The following is a 19,611-nucleotide window of genomic DNA, read 5'->3' on the forward strand; positions in this document are numbered from 1 at the left end:
TTTATGCTGGTGTATGATATAGTTCTGTTTCTAACTCTTTTAATGCTTTTAAATATTCTGGTTTACCACCAAAAGATTTAATGAGTTCCATTGCTGTACCTAATTTATTTAAAGGGTCAAGTTTTAATACTTCTGTGCTTTCAATGGTTAATAAACCATCTTCTGCATATTTATCGAGTAAACTATTTAAAACTGCTTGTGCTTTGTCTCCATACTTGGTAAAATAGTTTCTCTTTTTTACGTTGTTTGCTCGTTCTTTTCTTGTCAATGGTTTTGCTTCAAAAGCAACGTGACAGATTAAATCGAAAGGGTCAAACTCTTTCCCAACTTCATCTTTAAGAGCGTCAAAGAAAATGCCTTGTTCTTCTAATTCTTGAATAATGGCTTCTTTTTTTTCAGCATTGTTCCAAGTATTCAAAAATTTCTCTAAACTTTGATATTGTTTGGTTACGCTGTTTTTGGTGTAGTCTTTTAGACTTTCTGTTATGATTTTACCGTCATTACCCAAATATTGAACACGTTCATTTACAATTTTAACTTGAACACCATCAACTCGAATTTTTTCACGTCTTGTATCTTCCTCTATTTCTCCACCGCCTTCAATGTCTGGAAACTCTACTTCTTCTCCATCTAAAATGTCTGTGATTACTTCTTCTGTGGTTTCATCTTCTGCACCAGATAAATCATCATCTTCACCAACTTGTTTTATCATTACTGGGTCTCCATCAAAATCAGGGTCAGCAAATAAGTTGGTTACATTTCTAAAGTCCATAATGGTAAAATATGTTTTACCATATTCTTCATTGATTCTTGTACCACGACCAATGATTTGTTTGAATTCGGTCATTGAACCAATGTTGCTATCTAAAACAATGAGTTTACAAGTTTGAGCATCAACTCCTGTAGTCATTAGTTTAGAAGTAGTCGCAATAACTGGATATGGCTCACTTGGATTGATAAAACTATCTAACTCACGTTTTCCTTCTTCGTTATCTCCTGTAATTTGCATTACATACTTATTATTTTGAGCAAATAAATCGGCATTGGCGTTAGCCAATGCGGAACGCATTCCTTCTGCGTGCTCAATATCAATACAGAAAACGATTGTTTTTGCAAATCTGTCGTAGCCTTTTAAGAATTCAGTTATCTTTTTTGCTACTAATTTTCTGCGTTCTTCAACAACTATATTTTTGTCAAAATCTGTTCTATTGTAAATTCTGTCTTCAACTGGATTTCCGTTTTTATCTAAAAACCCTTGTGGTGGTCGCCAACCTTCTGCATCAATATCTAAAGTAACTTTTACAACTTTGTAAGGTGCAAGGAAACCATCATCAATTCCTTGTTTTAAAGAATAAGTATAAATCGGTTCCCCAAAATAATCAATATTTGAAACTTCCGTTGTTTCTTTTGGTGTTGCGGTTAAACCTACGTGAGTTGCATTACCAAAATATTTTAAAATTTCTCGCCATTTGCTATCTTCTTTTGCACTTCCTCTGTGGCACTCATCTATGATTACTAAATCGAAAAAGTCAGGACTAAATTGTCTGTATGCATCAGCCCCTTGACTATCAGATAAGCCTTGATATAATGCTAAATAAATATTGTAAGCTGTGTCAATTTGTTTCTTTTTTATGATTGTTAGAGCATCTTTAAAATGTCTAAAATCACCACGAGCTGTTTGGTCAATTAAGGCAGTTCTGTCTGCTAAAAATAGGATTCTCTTTTTTGCTCCACTTTTCCAAAGTCGGTAAATGATTTGAAAAGCTGTATAGGTTTTTCCAGTTCCAGTTGCCATAACTAAAAGAATTCGGTCTAAACCTTTAGCAACTGCTTCGATTGTTCTATTTACTGCAATTTGTTGGTAGTATCTTGGACTACGGCCAGAGCCATCTTGAAAATAATCTTGTTTGGCGATTTCTTCAACTTCTTCGGTTTCAATTCCTTTATACTTTTTGTATTTCTGCCAAAGGATTTCTGGACTAGGAAATTCGTCTAATGTTAGTTCTTTTTCAATCTCTCCATCTGTTGCTGTTTTATCGTGAAAATAAAATCCGTCTCCATTACTACTAAAGACACAAGGTATATCCAAGGTGTTGGCGTAGCCAAGAGCTTGTTGAATTCCACTTTTTATACTGTGTTTGTTGTCTTTTGCCTCAATTATGGCAATCGGAACATTTGGTTTGTAGAAAAGTATGTAGTCTGCAAATTTTCGTTTTCCTCTTGCAGTCAGTTTTCCTTTCACATAGATGCGACCATCTGTGAAGAAAATTTCACGACCTAATTGTGTTTGCTCATCCCAACCTGACTTCAAAATCGCAGGTGTGATAAATTTTGCTTTAATATCAGATTCGGAAAGTTTTTTTTTATTCAAAATAATACAATTTTACATTCAAAAAGACATAAAAAAACCATTTGTCTTTTAACTAAAAACACAAATAGTCAACTATGAATTATTCTAAGGGACTTTAAAGATAAAAAAAGCCCATAAATTTACAAGGCTTTATCAATTAATCCTCCCGATAACTAATCCGATCCCGAATACCACCACTTTCTCTGTGAATAATAACATCGGCATCATAGCGTTTGGCTAAGGTTTTGGCTTTGGCAATAGCAGTGCTTTGCTTACGGTGTTTGGAAGTGATGCGTTTGTTGCCTTCTCTGCGTACGGCCCAACCATCTTCATAAGGCACAACATGTTGGTGCCAAGTGCGTTTTTTGGTACTGCCATAGCCTAAAGCTTTGAGAATGGCTTCTATTAATTTTTGAATGGCATCGGTAAGGGTGTTTTGCTTTGGCATGGTTATTCTTTATTCTATATAATGAGATTACTTCGTTACTCGTACCTCGCTTCCTCGCAATGACGAAGTAATGTTGCTCTAAGATAAAAAAAGCCCTTGGGTTGGCAAGGGCACTATAGTGAACATTTTTAGAAACTATGACAATTAAGATGTTATAATAGTATTATTTATGATCTAAAGATTATACCTAAAATGTAAGCTGCTGAGGCTCTTTTTGTGAAAGTACCATTAATGAAAAATCCAAGATCTTTGGATATTGGCAATATCATAGTAGCATCTATAGTAAACAGACTTCCTTTTTCTTCTTCAAAAATTCTATTGTAAACACTTTCATCAAATAAATACATAGTCACTCCAGTAGCAATTGACACACTCCCTCCGTTCTTAAAATTACCTAGTTCAAACTCAACACCTGCGTTTGTCTCAGATTGAGCAAGGTTTATTGACTCTTCATCTTCACCAACACCATCAAAGGTTGTCATTCTTACACCAGTTCTGGTAAAAAATCTCACATAAGTATCCTTGGGTGAATCTAATTTATTTTCTAATGTATATCCAAATCCTACTGATAGCCCATTAATGGATTGTGCTACTTTTTGAACATCATCACTACTGTCTGTCTCTTTGTCGAATTTAAAATTCCCAATATTTCCAATAATACCAAAAAAGCTATGCCAATCCTCGTCTTTCTTATTAGCAAAACCTTCAAATAGATTGAGATTTATTGAGGCAGAGCCAACAAAAAAGTTATCATCGGTTTCCCCAATGAAGTTATAACCTACTTTAGCTCCAAGCCAATAGTTATTCATTGAAGTACTTCCTCCACCTGAACTTTGCATAATAAAACTTGCTCTATATATATCTGCACCTAAAGACTCAACGTCATTATTACTTTCAAAATTGTTAGCATCTAATCGCTTTATAATAGTTCCGTTTTTAAAAAACACCAGTTGAGATTTAGGATCAATTAGTATTTTATAGAATCCTGAATCATCCGTTAAAACTGAATTATTAGCATCTTTTTCACTAACAATTACATGAGCAACAGGATCACCATCGCTATTGAGTATAACTCCTTCAACAGTTATTCGGTTTTGAGCAATTAATATGCTCATATTAATAAATATAATAATAAGGGAAATTTTAGTTTTCATAATCCGTATAGTTAGTTGGTTAATACTCAAAATTAATAGCAATTACCATAGCAAACCATACCCAGTTCAAGGTATATTTTAGGTGCTGTGCAGTCAACAACGAATTATGTAGTCCCGCACCGTTAAGGAGGCGGTATATGGGGAACTGGCATTAAGATACTAATTTTTGGAATACATTATTACAATTTTAGACTCATATTGCTCTTATGTAATACCCTTCTCAACGCTTACGTCCACGGTCGGTATTACAACGACGACACCTGGACAAGTAGGTTACGGACAACTCATACACTCCATCGGTACGCCCTATTTTGCTTGTGTTTTTATCATAAGAAAAACCAAAACGAAGGGCTTGGTATTCTATACCTACAAAGGCATTAATAGAGGTAAGCAAATGGCTATTGCCATCATTTTTAGCAGGATTAGTTGCTGCAGTAAGCCCTAACAAAAGTAAATCCATTTGAAATAGCGTTCCTAAATCAAAACGATTGTACTTGCCTTGCTGCATAAAATTGGCGGTGAGCATAATACTGTTATCGTACAAAAAAGGAAATCTAAAATTACCATGCGCTGAATAAAACAGGTCTAATGGTAATTTGCCTCCTTCTACAATAGAAATATTAGGCCTATTTAGATGCTTTGCAGATATGCCTCCCCAATATGCTATACCATTAATCTCTTCTTTTTCGATAATAAAACCAGCACCGATATCTAAAAAGAAAATGGTATTAATACGGTCAACTGAAGGATCAACACTAACTGGGTTAATAGTACCCGAATTGATATTAATCTGATCGGCAAGGGTTAAATTACGAAACCTATTGCTCTTATTACCTACTCCTACTTCTAAGGCTGGTCTAAAATACCAACCTCCATTAAGGTTAATCCTATGGGCATAATTAAAATTAATCTGCGCGTAGTTATAATTGTTGAAGGTTTCGTATTGCCATACGGCATTTACTCCAACACCAAAGGCCAAACTAGGGCCATAATCATACGATTTATTGGCGTAAGCATATTGTGTATGGATTTGCAAATCGAGATTAGGCCATTGCACTCTACTAAGCAAACCGGCACTTATACGGTCGTTATCTTCAAAACCAGAAAAGGCAGGGTTTATAGTTTCTTGTACGTAATTAGATTGTGTAAAAATAGGGTCTTGCGCTTTTGCACTCCACACTCCAAAAACAAAAATTATAGGTACTATATATCGTAATGTCATTCTGGTGTTATTTAATAAATACAAATGCGCCTTGTGCTTTAATTTCCTTATCATAAAATGTTTTAGCGGTAAGTGTGTAGTAATAATTTCCGTTCTCAGCAATTTCGTCTTTAATCTTACCATCCCATCCTTCTATAGCGTCACCAGAATCCGAATACACTAAACTGCCCCAAGTATCATAGATATTGAGTTCTATACTATTGAGACCGATATAAACAGGTCCAAAATTATCGTTAATACCATCTTCATTGGGCGTAAAAGCATCTGGCATCACTAGCTTATAGCCTTTTTCTACAATGAGCGTTATAACACGTTCGTACACACATCCAAAAGGATAGGTTACGGTTTGGGTCACTACATAACTCCCTATTTGGAAATAGGTATGCACAGGGTTTTCTTCTGAAGAAAAACTACCATCACCAAAATCCCACAGAATGCTTTGATAATCACCAGTTGCTGTATTAGTAAAAGTTATAGGGTCTTGTATGGCATAAACACCATAATTAAGATATCCAAATGAGGACACATCAAAATCTGGGTCTCCCAACACAGGTATAGCAACATTAAGGCTGTAATTGGTGGTACAACCCAGGCTGTCAGTCACCTCTAAAAGCACTAAGCCATCTTCTGTTGTGGTCATTAATTCGTTATTGGTTCCACTTACGGTACCACTAGACCAGGTGTATTGAAATGGTGGCACACCTCCTGTTGCTGTGGCTACAAAAGTTTGATGGACTGTTTTGGCATCGCAATCAACATCAGACTGCGTTTCTACTGTAACCTCAAGTGGGTCAAAACGGTTAATATCCCAACTGCCTTCTATAGTACATCCATTGGCATCCGTAACCTCAACCACATAGGTGTTTGGTGGTATGGCTATTAAATCTTCTGTAGTTGCACCGTTAGACCATTGCACTGTAAATGGTGGTGTTCCTCCTTGTATAAGTAGATTTATACTACCACTATTAGGGTCATCACAATCTAAGGCATCGCTTGTATTGGCAGACAGCTGTAAGGGTAGAATATTGAAAATGGTAAAACTAGCTTGTATAACACATGGCATACCATCTGTAATGGTAACATTGTATGTGCCTGGAGCTAAATTATGACGCTCTATACCTGCTGTGGCATCATCATCCCAAACCACTGTTACAGGTGCTATACCTCCTTGAAAGTTAAGGACAATACTGGCATCGTTTTCACCAGAGCACGACATTTGTGTCACTACTGGATCTATTAAAAATAGTGGTGCTTCGTCAATAACAATAGGAAAATCACGCATACAGTTTAATGCATCGGTAATGGTAATGGTGTAGGTGCCTGCTGAAAGGTTATCTTGAACCATACCTGTACCAAAGTTACTCCAAGCAATAGTATAAGGTGCCACACCTCCTGTGATGGTATCAATTGTAATTGAGGCATTATTATCACCGTAACATTCTATTTCCGTAACCGTAACAGCGATATTGATTTCGTCATTCTGAATAATTTCAACATCTAAAACAGCTTCACAACCAGAGGTATCTGTTAATGTGAGTGTATAAGTTCCTGCTAGTAAATTATCTATATCCTGAATAACATTGGTATAACCATTTGGTCCTACCCAGCTATAGGTGTAGTCTGGTCGTCCTCCACTGACATTGACTGTAATGGCACCAGTAGCATCACCATAACAAAGCACATTAGTCTGACTGTCTAAACTCACCTCCAACAAGGTTGGCTCAATAAGCTCAAAGGATTGTGTTATAGGGCCACAATTATTGGCATCTGTTACAGAAACAGCATAAGTACCTGGTCCAAGATTAGATAAATCTTCATTAGCCGAAAATGGTGCTCCGTTTAGTGTCCAACTATAAGTATATGGCAAAGTGCCTCCTGAAATGTTGATACCAATCGTTCCATCATTAGCTCCAAAACAAGAAATACTGTCTGGGTCAAAATCAATTGTGCTAAAGCTTAAAATATCGGGTTCAGTAATGGTATAACTAGCTGTAAACGGACAGCCTCCATCATCTAAAACTTCGAGTGTATATGTACCGGCTTCAAGGCTAGAAATGTCTTCGTTAGAACTTGTAAAACCGTTAGGACCTGTCCAGCTTACTACATAAGGACTGCCGGTTGTAAACGGTACTCCTCCTTCAATGGTAATAGCTATAGAGGCATCATTAGACTGAAAACAACTGTTATTTACTACCACATCACTTACAGTTATTGAAGGATTAACAGTTACCGTTACCGTAAAATCGTCTCCCACACAGGGTCCAGCACTTGGAGTTACGGTATAGGTCACCGTGGCAGGATTAATGGTGGTATTAATTAATAATTGACTTATGGTGTTTACAGGAGTAGCTTGAGCAGATGCTCCTGTAACACTACCTGCTGGAGTAACCACTGGGTCTGTCCATGTATAAAGTGTATTTACTGGCACATTATCTCCATTACTAGCATCTGGAATATGCTCAAAACTTGTACCGCTACATATCAAAGCTGTAGCATCACTAATACTTGGAGTATCATTAACTATAATTTCTGCTGTATTAGACACAATTTCTGAACAGCCTCCGGTATTAAACGTAATGACCACATAATAATAGTTTGTGCCTACGGTAGCTACTAAGGGTTGATAGGTATCTGTTGTAGCACCAGCAATTGGAGTTCCTGTTGTAATATCATTAACGGTATTTTGGTACCATTGGTAACTTGGTGTGCCTGTACCATTGGTATAAGACACGCTTAATGCAGATGTTGTTTCCCCTAAACACAAAACGTCTGAAAGTGGTTGTGTACTAAACTGCGCTGCTGCTGTTACCTCCATAGTGGCTACAGAACTTGTAACCGCACAACCTGACACATCTTGCGTAACGATACAGTAATAATAAAATGTACCAACAACGTTTGAAGGTGGTGTATAATTCGCTGATGTTGCTCCTGCTATTGGTGTGCCTGTAGTGGAATCGTTTACTGTATTAACATACCATTGGTATGAGATGTTCCCTAATCCGCCTGATACCACAACATCCAAAGGATCTACAACACTATTCTGACAAACACTTTGCATTCCAAAATCAGGACTCGTAATGTCTGGGTCATCAACCACAATGATTTCAGCAACGGTACTCACTAATTCCGAACAACCACTGCCTGTATGGCTGATTTCAACATAATAATAAAACGTCCCTGAACTTGTAAAAACAGGTGGTGTATAACTGACTGATGTAGCTCCAGCAATTGCAGTACCTCCTGTATTGGTGTTGCTTGTATTGCTATACCATTGGTAACTTACAGTTCCTGCTCCACCAGTTACACTAACTAAAAGTTCTTCGGACATACCACCAACACAAATAGATTGTGTAGGTATAGGCTCACTGTCGATTTGTGCAATCTCCTCTACTGTTATTTCAGCAGTATCAGATATAATCTCATTACAATCACCTGTTGTAAAAGTGATGACCACATAATAATATAAAGTTCCAACACTAGCCGTTGGCGGAGTGTATGTTGGTCCATTTGCTCCCGCAATAGCTGTACCACTTGTAGTATCATCTACTGTATTTACATACCACTGATAACTTGGAGTGCCAGTACCTTGATAACTTACGGTTAAATCATTAGGTGTTCCATTAAGGCAAATGGCTTCGGGCTGTGGTTGCACATCAATAAAAGGTGCAGGTTCTATAGTAATCGTAAAATTTTGGGATGGCCCAACACAACCGTTAATCTCTGGTGTTACTGTATAAGTTAAATTGATAGATGTCCCTAAAGTATTGATAAGTGTTTGCGCTGGAATAGTATCTCCTGTGCCATTAGGGATAAATCCTGTTAAACCAGCAGGATTATTAGACGTCCATGTGTACGTTGTATTTGCGTTGTCAGATGTAAGTACAATAGCATTACTATCATTTCCAGAACATAAGGTTTGGTCAAAATCAGTATTGGTAATGGTTGGACTCTCATTGACTGAAAAATCTTCTGTAACCGTAACCGTACCACAGGCATTAGTGACACTAAAGGTTACTGTATAATTTCCCGGTGTGCTATAAGCAATTGTTCCTGGGTCTAATTGATTGGATGTTGCTGGTACACCTCCTGGAAAAGACCAATTGTAAGTTATGGTATCCGTATTTGGTGCACAGGCATTTACTGTAGCTGAAGGATTAAAACTAGCCGAACCACAAGCATCTGCAATAGCATTGATGCTTGCTTCTGGTGGTCGCTTCACTTCTATGGTTTGTGATGTTGTAAAATCACCACAGGCATTGGTTACCGTCATATTTATGGTATAGGTACCTGCAGCATCAAATTGAAACGAAGGATTTTCTGTTGTTTCATCAGTTCCGTTAGTAAAACTCCACGATGCAACGGTATCACAATATAATGGTGAAAAAGACACCTCCCACAAATAGGTTTCGTCCCCACAAGATTGTGACAAATCAGTTGTATTATTGGCCGTAACATCTAGCGGAATACAACCTTCAACAATATCGAGATCAAAATTAGGAACAAGATCGGGCGCTATACAAATGGTTTTTATAACCGGGTCTGAAACACCACAAAAATTTTCTTCAGTTAAGGTTACCGTATAGGTTCCTGGAGTTGTATAAACATGTGTAGGATGCTCTAAATCAGAGGTTGTCCCATCACCAAAGTCCCACATATGCGCTGCTTGCGTCACACAATTTGGACCAAAACCACCTTCTGTGGTGTTAGTAAATTGCACTATTGTATTTACACAGCCAGGAGTATCATATTCAAAATCGACATCAGGTTGTTTTAAAATAATTATAGGACCAGCTGTTAACACCGTTTCACCACAAGAGGTTGCAATAATTAGCGTAATGGTATAACTAGGGTTAGGACAATTAGATTCGGTATACAAATGCGGTATCCCAAATGGATCTGCTAATTGTGGATTATTAGGGTCGTAGTTGGCAACACCAGCAATAAGGTCAGCTTGGGTATATATAGCCTGTGAGCCATCACCATAATCTACAAAATAAGTGGTATCTGGTGGATTAGCACCCCAAGACCCAATAGCAAAATCCAATTCATTAGTGGGTAAGCATAAGTTTACCGTATTCCCTGGATTAATAATAGCACCTATAGGATTACTTGAGTTTTTAACTAAAATGGTTTCCGTGGCATTACAACCACTATCTCCATAACCGGTAATAACCATATTAAATGACCCTAAATTTGCATAAGTATGCGAAATAGGAAAAGTAACATTGGTTTCAGAGCTGCCATCTCCCCAATCTATATCATAAGAAGTAATACAGCTTGTTGATGCTGAAGTATTACCTACATTAATCGTATATGCAGGATCTACCGTATTGTTACCACAATTATCAAAAGGCGGAGTAAATTGCGCATCCAAATCTTCAAAACTCATATTAGGCCTCTGCTCTACTGTGACCGAATGTGACACAAACGTTGTACATCCATTAGAATCTGTCACCTCTAAACTCGCAGTATAATTAGAAAAACCACAACCAAAAGCATCGTAAATATGTGAGGGGTTTTCTGAGGTTGACGTTGTACCATCACCAAAAGTCCAATCATACTCAAAAGGACCTTCACCAGTTACTGAAGCGTTAAAATTTACAGGGTCAGCAGAACAATCACCACTGTTAAAAGTAAAATCAACAGTTGGTGGTTCTGCTACAGTAACCGTAGCCGTTTCATTTATAGTAGCGATTTCATCAGATGCATCTGACACTGATATAAGATTGTAAACATAATTGCCCGCAACACTTGTGTCAACTGGTAAGGTGATCGATGTATTACTACCTGTAGTTGAAATAGTTTGATTAACACCGCCATTTAAGCTATATGTAAATTCATAAGGAGCGGGACCACCTGATCCCGTAAATGTAATTTGAGGCAGTGGAGTTTCATTAAGGCATACAGTTGTAGTTCCAGTTATTGTTGCTGAAGGTGGTAAAGCATAAGCGGAAGTATTGAGATGAGAATTTAATTTTTTTTCTTTAATAAATAAACCGGAAACATTAAAAGCACTGGTAAAACCTACAACAAGACAAACTGCTATGATTAGCAGGTTAATTTTATACTTCCCCATATTTTTAATAGCTTATTATTTAATAATGACCAATTTAAAAATTAATGTAGATCACAAGCGCTTTTTTCGACTAGATTAATTTATTCGCTATGAATTACATAACAAACCCTAAAACTAAATGATTGATCGATAGCAACCTATACCCAACAATGGGTAAATTTTGCTTAAATCAACCCACTGTAAATAGCTCCAAAGTTTCGCTTTTACCTCTTAACACAGCTTTACCCAATGATTTAAACACATAGCGCTCAGAATTTGGAATTAAATCTACCACAGCTTTAGATACTATTAAATCAACATTATAAGTTGTACACTCTGCTTGCATTCGTGCTGTAGTATTCAAAACGTCACCTGTAAAAAAAATAGCCTTTTTTAAAGCTCCAATCTCACCTGTGGTAACCTCTCCGATATGAAGCGAAGCCTTAAAATCTGGGCACACTCCAAAACACTCCATATAATAAGTCTTGCGTTGTTCTAAATGCTGCTTCATCTCAAAGAAGCACTTCAAACTCAGTTGAGCAAAGCCTTTAGTTTTTTGTTGCCATGAGATAACAATTTCATCTCCTACATATTGATAGACTTCTCCTTGATGCTTAAGAATAGCATCAGACAAATCATTATAATAGCATTTTAGAAACTCAAAATAAGTGTAATGCCCCAAAGTCTCTGCTATCTGTGTTGAAGACTTCATATCACTAAACATAAACAGTCGAGTTTCAGATTGTGGTTTATGGTACCTACCCATAAAGAAATTAACAAGTACAGAGTGTCCAAGATTTTCACTGATTTCAACATAAAACAAGGTTAACATTAAAGAAAAGCCAAGTTGTATCATTGTGCTTACATGAGTTATACTGAAAAAAAACAGTTGATATTTATCCCAAATTGCAAAAGAGAAAATTGTTGTCTCTAACTCTATACTAGCTGCAACCATATAGGTAACCAAAATAACAAACTCCATCAGTAGCACATAAAACAAGAATTTACCAATAAGCTTTACCAAAAAACTATAGGATTGAAATCGTTTGTTGATAAAAGTAAACTCTATAACACCCACAAAGAAACCAACTAGGATAATGCTTAAACTAGCAAACACAATAATCTTTGGCGTAATAGTTATAGCAGTTGCTGGAGTGTTTTGTTGGGCACCTATAATAGCATATTCTGTCCATAGAAATACCCAACCTGTGAGTAACCAAATTAACCCTATCGGCAAAATTTGACTCAATAAACGTTTAAATCGCGCTGAAATCATATCTAGAGTAATGCAACAACAAGATAATTAACTTATTTGAAATGCTGCTAAAAGGTATCTTGTTCCTATAAGGAGGAGTGATGAAAAGCTCAAAACAATTATAATAATCATAAAAAATCATTATTTCCCATCATAATATCCTGAAAAAAAAGGAATAATGGTAGCTAAAGAAATTAATAGCGCAATACACAAGGATATGCCTTTAAAAAAAGAGTCATTTTCAACTTTACTCAAAAAACTTAATGCTATGGGATAACCCGATGTATTATCTCGCGGACCAGGAGTTAAAATCCTTCCTTCCTTGCCTATAACTTTATAAGCAACCGTCATACCAGCATTTTCATTTATAGTAGCAAAACCATAGGCCTTACTCTGTGGTTCAATAATCATAAACTCATCACCAATATTTAAATCGTATGTTGCAGATTTATAATAATTGTTACTCAACAAAGATTTACCTATTACCACTACTTCACCTTGTCGTAATAAAGCTGTTGAGTTACCGTAAGTTTCATAAGCAATATTACGTCCAAGAGTAACTTCCCCATTTATAGGGATGATATGAGTAACACCATCATTTACACCATCATTTATATTTGAGATAACAAATTCTATAAAATTTGGTGCATCACCGGTTTTAAAATCTGTATAGGGTGAGTAATAAGATCCCGCACTACTAGTATCCTTTCCTACAATCTGAACAGAAAGTGGCCCATGAGCTATGCGCTCTACGTTAATAATTGCTCCAACTGAAGCCTTAAAATCACCTTCAAACACACCAATACTATCACCATCAATGTTATATTTAATAGCATTACGAAATGGCAATTTGGAGTTTACGGCATCAGTTACTTCATAAGTTACCAATTCGGTTTGCACAGATACATTAAAAGTTGTCGCAATAGGAATACTTAAAAGCACAATCAACACTATTGGCAATAATGTAATTAGGCTTAATAAAATCCACCTCAACCTCTTACGTTTTCTATGTTTCTTCTTACTCAAAATTTCACAATTTTAACAGGCATCTCATAATCCATAACATGAACTTTATGTCCACGCCCAACACGTGCTTTTATAACCAATTCTGTAGTGGTTTCAATGACCTTAATTGGTATTTGACATTTTTTATTATAAGCTACCTTAGGAAACTTTAAGGCCTCACAGTTAAAACTATGCTCTGTACTATCATTCTGAATAGCGACAAGTGAGGTAGGCACAGGTAAATTTACATAAACAGACACTGTATCTGGTGCTATATTCTGCACCCAACCACTAAGCAAAAAAGTTTTAGAATCATCATCTTCCTTGCAATCCGAATTTAAGGATGATAAAATAACAACTTCATTAGAGGTATAGTCACTTAATTCTGATTTGTATTTTGTAGGTAAAACAAATTGCTGTATTCCGGCTGACAATGCTGAAATATCATAATTAATATTCGCAGAATAGCGACCATCTTTTGAACTAAGCTCTACACACAAATTAGTAATGTCGGTTTCTGGAATAACCACATAGAATTCAGCCGGATTAAAATCCTCTTCCTTTTGGTCTATCATTAAACCTACACGTATATGTCCACTTACAGGTACTTTATCTTGCCACTGCTCCCAATCATTTTCTAAGGCAGATTCGTCTGGATAGGTCTGGGCCATACCCGCATAATTCAACAATACAAATAAGATGATGAAATGATTGCGCATTATTTAATAGTAAAAGTTTTTTCTTTGCATGCTTCAACCATGATTTCGCCTTTATCTTTCAAATATTTTATATTGCTATTACTAACAAGCATATAATTACGACCATTTAGTTCCTTTTCATAAGTTTCGAATGTAGCAATATAATAGATAGCCTCACGATTGTATATTTCATATATACATTTGGTTTCACCCGAATCAATTATTAAGGATTTTGTTTCTGTATTCTTTTTATTAGATGAACGCGCATATTTCATATGCACAATTCCTATAACCATTTTTTCAGAAGTGGTGTTAGAAAAACACAACGTTCCTTTTTCACTTTCACAATCACTAGAAGAGCCAGTAGAAGAACCCGTAGTTTTGGTACCTCCATTATCGTACGATGTACCCGCAATCTCCTTTAAACCTTCATTTAAAGGCAACAAACCCATGGTGGCAGCAAACTGCAAAGCACTTTCCGTGTCTAAAACTTTTACCCTTACTTTTACCTTATCAGCCCCAACCATAGAATAAGTGCCAGTTATTATGGCATCTGCTGCAGTAATTTTTCCAATTTCCTTAGCTGTATCGCTATCTATAAAACCTTCGGCATTTAGCTTGTGTTCTTTAAGCAAAAGGTCTAAATGGTTACGGTCTATTACTTCAAACTTGTCTCCAAAATTGGTAATGTAAACTGAAAAGTCTTCCGTAAGATAATTACCCAAAGCTGTTTGTTGTCCATTAGCTTCAAAGAAACCCCATACGGCTATTTTCTTTTTAGAATTTTCACTGATTTTTCCTGCAATAGTTTCTGCTAAACCTTCTAATTTAGAATCGAAGTCCTGAGCCCCTAAAAATGGTATTGACAAGGAAAACGACAGTACAAATAATACGTTTTTAATTTTCATTGAATCGGTCTTTTAATTTGGTTAGTAATGATTTTATGGCTTGTTCCTTAGCGGAAGATGTCTTATACCCCAAACCTTTTGTAGTAATAGTAATAGTTTTTACCAAACTAAAATCGGAACTGTTATAGATAGCACTTTCAAATTTTATATTAACAATAGCCATATCGTTAGAGTTGGTAGTAGCCGTTATGCTAATATTTCCAAACACTAAAGCATCTATGGTGTTTTTTAGTTTTTTAGGAATAGAGTTAATAGCAATACCGCGCTGTATGTCTTCAAAATGCTTGTCAATATAATTACGCTCTGGCACACGACTAATAATTGTATAGTTATCTAGTTCTTGTAATGCTGATGATACACGATTGTGTATAGATACATCTTCAGCGTTCTGTGTTTGCCAGACTAAACCTAATTTAAGTTTGGTTTTAGCAGTAGTTTCAATAAAAGATGAGATAGAGGTAATAATATCATCAAACTGATACACAAAAGCATCTGTAGCTCCCTCTTCTAAAGACATTAGCATTCCTGCCAAAACCTTTACATCGTTATACATGACATAAAAAGGGCTACCACTCATACCTTTACCAAAAGTGTGTGCATTAGATTGTGGTGTTACGGTAAAGCTACTTGGGTCTTTTGAAGTGATATTAACATGGATATAATTAACAATACCCAACGCATCTAAATAAGTTACAAATCCTGTACTAGCATTGGCAATAGCAGCAGCGTAATTCTCATGCAAGGCTAATGGCAAGTAACTTGTCTTAGAATCTTCCACACGCAAAATAGCAATATCGTTAGCATATGATTCCAACAAATTTGCCTTAAAAGTTGCCTTCCGTTCATCACTCAACGTTATGGTTTTAGAAGTACTTTCAACAACATGGGCTGGTGTAAGTATAAATGATTCACCTAAACGCTGAAAACCAATACCATTTCCTACCTCAGAGGCATTTACAAAAATTGGATCTTGTGCAAAACAAAATAAAAAAAAGCTGAAATAAAAAACTGTGAGTATGTAGTATTTCATTAAACCTAATCCATCAAAATTTTATAGCAGGTTCAATTAAATAAAGATTTTACGGGCAATAATAATCTAATAACCAAATATATACACTAAATTTTAATTAGAAAATTCTTATATCGAATAAATAAGCAATTCATCAACAAAAAAGCAGGTCTAATCCAGGTCTAATTCGGGTAATAAGCGGGTTATATTCGGGTGAACCAACGTTTTTTCCTACAAAAAAAACATCCGAATAATAATACCCATCATTACTCCAAACCATTATCGCACTTGATATTCCGACAACGTCGGAAACAACGATTTGCAGAAATAATGAGCAACAACTATTGTTGTGAAAACAAATCAAGGATCGAAAGAGAAAGTAAAAACATACATATAATACAAATGCAACAGCGAATGGTACTTTATTAATTTCCTAACAAATCGTTTTGATCTTTTGGTTCGTTTTGCATCAAGAACTGCGAAGCACATCATGAGTTCTTAAACAGTGAATATAGACGAATACAAAATGAACATAAAAACCAATAATCAACCCAACCCTTCACAACAAATTAACATCTAAAAGTGTACCTTTGCAACTTTGCCAAATAAAAGAAAGATTACAATTCATTTATGAGCCTAATGGACGATACTATTGAAATAAAGGGAGCACGTGTTCACAACCTAAAAAACATTGATGTTAGCATACCTAGAGAAAAACTAGTGGTGATTACGGGCTTATCTGGAAGTGGAAAATCGTCATTGGCATTCGATACCATTTATGCCGAAGGACAACGCCGTTATATCGAAACCTTTTCGGCCTACGCACGACAGTTTTTAGGCAGTTTAGAGCGTCCAGATGTGGATAAAATTGATGGACTCTCACCTGTTATTGCTATAGAACAAAAAACCACCAGCAAATCACCACGTTCTACCGTTGGTACTATTACAGAAATCTATGATTTCCTGCGACTTCTGTTTGCCAGAGCTGCTGATGCCTACAGTTATGAAACTGGAGAACAAATGGTGAGTTACAACGATGAGCAGATTAAAGACCTTATTTTACAATCGTACAAAGGCAAACGCATTAATATCTTATCACCTGTCATCCGATCGCGTAAAGGCCATTACCGTGAGTTGTTTGAACAAATTGCCAAGCAAGGCTTTGTAAAAGTGCGTACGGATGGCGAGATCGTTGACCTTGAAAAAGGCATGAAGTTAGACCGCTACAAAACCCACGATATAGAAATTGTCATCGACCGCCTAAAGATAGATGATACCCAAGATAATGAAAAGCGTCTTATGGAATCCATAAATACAGCCATGTATCATGGTGAAGATGTATTGATGGTGATAGACCAGGACACTAACGAACCGCGTTATTTCAGCCGAAATCTAATGTGTCCATCGTCTGGGATATCCTATCCTAACCCAGAGCCTAATAACTTTTCGTTTAACTCTCCTAAAGGAGCTTGCCAAAACTGTAATGGTATTGGAGATTTGTATGTTGTTAATCCAGACAAACTGGTGCCTGATGACACCCTTTCCATAAGCAATGGAGCGCTAGCACCTCATGGCCCTGAAAAAAAGAGTTGGATTTTTAAGCAGTTCGATATCATTGCACAACGCTTTGGGTTTGCCTTAAGTGACCCTTGGAAAGACATTCCAGAGGATGCCAAACAAGTTATTTTGTATGGTGGAAAGGATAGCTTTACAGTAGAAAGTAAGTTATTGGGTGTTGCCAGAGATTATAATATCGATTTTGAAGGTGTTGCCAACTTTATTGAAAATCAGTACCTGTCCAACTCGTCCTCTTTAGTCCGTTGGGCAAAAGAATATATGGACAATGTAGAGTGTCCGGTGTGTGAAGGTTCACGCTTACGAAAAGAATCCCTTTACTTTAAAGTAGATGGAAAAAGCATTGCCGATTTGGTAAAAATGGACATTGTTGAGTTAGGAGATTGGCTCGATGGTTTAACCGCACGCTTAAGCCACAAACAACAGCAAATCTCTGCTGAGATTATCAAAGAAATAAGAAGTAGAGTTCAGTTTCTTCTTGATGTAGGCTTAACGTATTTATCCCTCAACCGAAGTTCAAAATCTTTATCTGGTGGTGAAGCACAACGTATTCGCTTAGCAACACAGATAGGCTCACAACTGGTTGGTGTACTTTATATTTTAGACGAACCTAGTATTGGCTTGCATCAGCGCGATAATGAAAAGCTTATCAATTCCTTAGTATCTTTACGAGATGTTGGGAACTCCGTAATTGTTGTAGAGCATGACAAAGACATGATACAACGTGCCGACCATGTGATTGACATTGGTCCTTTTGCTGGTAAGCATGGTGGTGAGATTATTAGCGAAGGCACACCCAAAGAACTTTTAAGCCAAAATACTCTTACAGCAGCATACCTTAATGGCGAAAAGGAAATAGAAGTCCCTTCCAAACGTCGTGAAGGCAACGGTAAACAACTTATTTTAAAAGGCTGCACAGGCAACAATCTTAAGAATGTAAATGTAGAGTTCCCTTTAGGTAAAATGATAGGTGTTACTGGTGTTTCAGGAAGTGGAAAATCTACCTTAATCAACGAAACCCTCTATCCTATTCTTAATGCGCATTACTTCAATGGTGTTAAAAAACCAATGCCCTACAAAAGCATAAAAGGTTTAGAGCATATTGATAAGGTCATTGACATCAACCAGTCTCCTATAGGCAGAACACCACGAAGCAATCCTGCAACCTACACCAAGACTTTTGATGAAATCCGAAAGCTATTTGCTCAGATTCCAGAAGCCATGATTAGAGGTTACAAACCTGGTCGCTTTAGTTTTAATGTGGCAGGTGGTCGTTGTGAAACTTGTCAAGGAGGTGGACTTCGTGTTATAGAAATGAACTTTCTACCTGATGTCTATGTAGAGTGCGAAACTTGTCAAGGTAAACGTTTTAACAGAGAGACTTTAGAGATTCGCTACAAAGGTAAATCCATAAGTGATGTTCTTAACATGACGATTGAAGAAGCTGTAAGTTTCTTTGAGCATATCCCAAAAATATACCGAAAACTCAAAACTATAAAAGATGTTGGTTTAGGTTATATTACTTTAGGTCAACAGAGCACAACACTTTCTGGTGGTGAGGCACAACGTATTAAATTAGCTTCAGAATTAAGTAAACGCGACACAGGAAACACCTTTTATATTTTAGATGAGCCTACAACAGGACTACACTTTGAAGACATTAGAGTTTTAATGAAAGTGCTTAATAAATTAGTAGATAAAGGCAATACAGTTTTAATTATAGAACACAACCTCGATGTGATAAAAACCGTTGACTATATTATCGATATAGGCTACGAAGGTGGTAAAGGTGGTGGACAGATTGTTGCCAAAGGCACACCTGAAGACATTATTAAAGACAAAAAGAGTTACACCGCAAAGTTTTTAAGAAAGGAGTTAATAAAATCTTAATAATAAGCAGTGTATTTTAGTAAATTACAAATAAATTAACGC

At 36.4% G+C, this 19,611-nt stretch carries 11 protein-coding genes; 1 reads left to right on the forward strand and 10 read right to left on the reverse strand.

The window, feature by feature from the left end:
- Nucleotide 1: 1 nt before the first annotated feature.
- From hsdR to ACFFGA_RS10450, 10 genes are all read right to left on the reverse strand, one after another.
- Complete coding sequence (hsdR, locus tag ACFFGA_RS10405) at nt 2-2,371, reverse strand: EcoAI/FtnUII family type I restriction enzme subunit R (RefSeq protein ID WP_386063502.1); 2,370 nt, start codon at nt 2,369-2,371, stop codon at nt 2-4.
- Between the two features lie 136 nt (nt 2,372-2,507).
- Nucleotides 2,508-2,798: a DUF2188 domain-containing protein gene (locus ACFFGA_RS10410; RefSeq protein ID WP_386063505.1), complete on the reverse strand. Its 291-nt coding sequence runs from the start codon at nt 2,796-2,798 to the stop codon at nt 2,508-2,510.
- A 167-nt stretch (nt 2,799-2,965) separates the two neighbouring features.
- Nucleotides 2,966-3,952, reverse strand: coding sequence for a hypothetical protein (locus ACFFGA_RS10415; protein WP_386063508.1), 987 nt, complete (start codon nt 3,950-3,952; stop codon nt 2,966-2,968).
- Between the two features lie 220 nt (nt 3,953-4,172).
- Nucleotides 4,173-5,174, reverse strand: a complete 1,002-nt coding sequence (locus tag ACFFGA_RS10420) for a PorP/SprF family type IX secretion system membrane protein (RefSeq protein WP_386063510.1) — start codon at nt 5,172-5,174, stop codon at nt 4,173-4,175.
- A 7-nt stretch (nt 5,175-5,181) separates the two neighbouring features.
- Nucleotides 5,182-11,250, reverse strand: a complete 6,069-nt coding sequence (locus ACFFGA_RS10425) for a PKD domain-containing protein (protein WP_386063513.1) — start codon at nt 11,248-11,250, stop codon at nt 5,182-5,184.
- A 169-nt stretch (nt 11,251-11,419) separates the two neighbouring features.
- Nucleotides 11,420-12,505 (reverse strand): adenylate/guanylate cyclase domain-containing protein, encoded by a 1,086-nt coding sequence (locus ACFFGA_RS10430; RefSeq protein WP_386063516.1) that lies wholly within the window; start codon nt 12,503-12,505, stop codon nt 11,420-11,422.
- A gap of 120 nt (nt 12,506-12,625) precedes the next feature.
- The gene (locus tag ACFFGA_RS10435) at nt 12,626-13,510 is read right to left on the reverse strand and encodes a hypothetical protein (RefSeq protein WP_386063519.1); all 885 of its coding nucleotides are present in this window, start codon (nt 13,508-13,510) and stop codon (nt 12,626-12,628) included.
- Nucleotides 13,507-14,208, reverse strand: a complete 702-nt coding sequence (locus ACFFGA_RS10440) for a hypothetical protein (protein WP_386063522.1) — start codon at nt 14,206-14,208, stop codon at nt 13,507-13,509. Before ACFFGA_RS10440 ends, ACFFGA_RS10435 begins: the two co-directional genes overlap by 4 nt.
- Complete coding sequence (locus tag ACFFGA_RS10445) at nt 14,208-15,095, reverse strand: FlgO family outer membrane protein (RefSeq protein WP_386063525.1); 888 nt, start codon at nt 15,093-15,095, stop codon at nt 14,208-14,210. The genes ACFFGA_RS10440 and ACFFGA_RS10445 overlap by 1 nt, the downstream gene beginning before the upstream one ends.
- A complete protein-coding gene (locus ACFFGA_RS10450) occupies nt 15,085-16,125 on the reverse strand; it encodes a S1 family serine peptidase (RefSeq protein WP_386063527.1) in 1,041 nt (346 codons plus the stop codon). Before ACFFGA_RS10450 ends, ACFFGA_RS10445 begins: the two co-directional genes overlap by 11 nt.
- Nucleotides 16,126-16,734: 609 nt before the next feature.
- Between ACFFGA_RS10450 and uvrA the strand changes: the two genes are divergently transcribed.
- Nucleotides 16,735-19,569, forward strand: a complete 2,835-nt coding sequence (gene uvrA, locus ACFFGA_RS10455; protein WP_386063530.1) for an excinuclease ABC subunit UvrA — start codon at nt 16,735-16,737, stop codon at nt 19,567-19,569.
- Nucleotides 19,570-19,611 lie beyond the last annotated feature (42 nt).

The organism is Winogradskyella pulchriflava (assembly GCF_042434315.1).
Lineage (GTDB): Bacteria > Bacteroidota > Bacteroidia > Flavobacteriales > Flavobacteriaceae > Winogradskyella > Winogradskyella pulchriflava.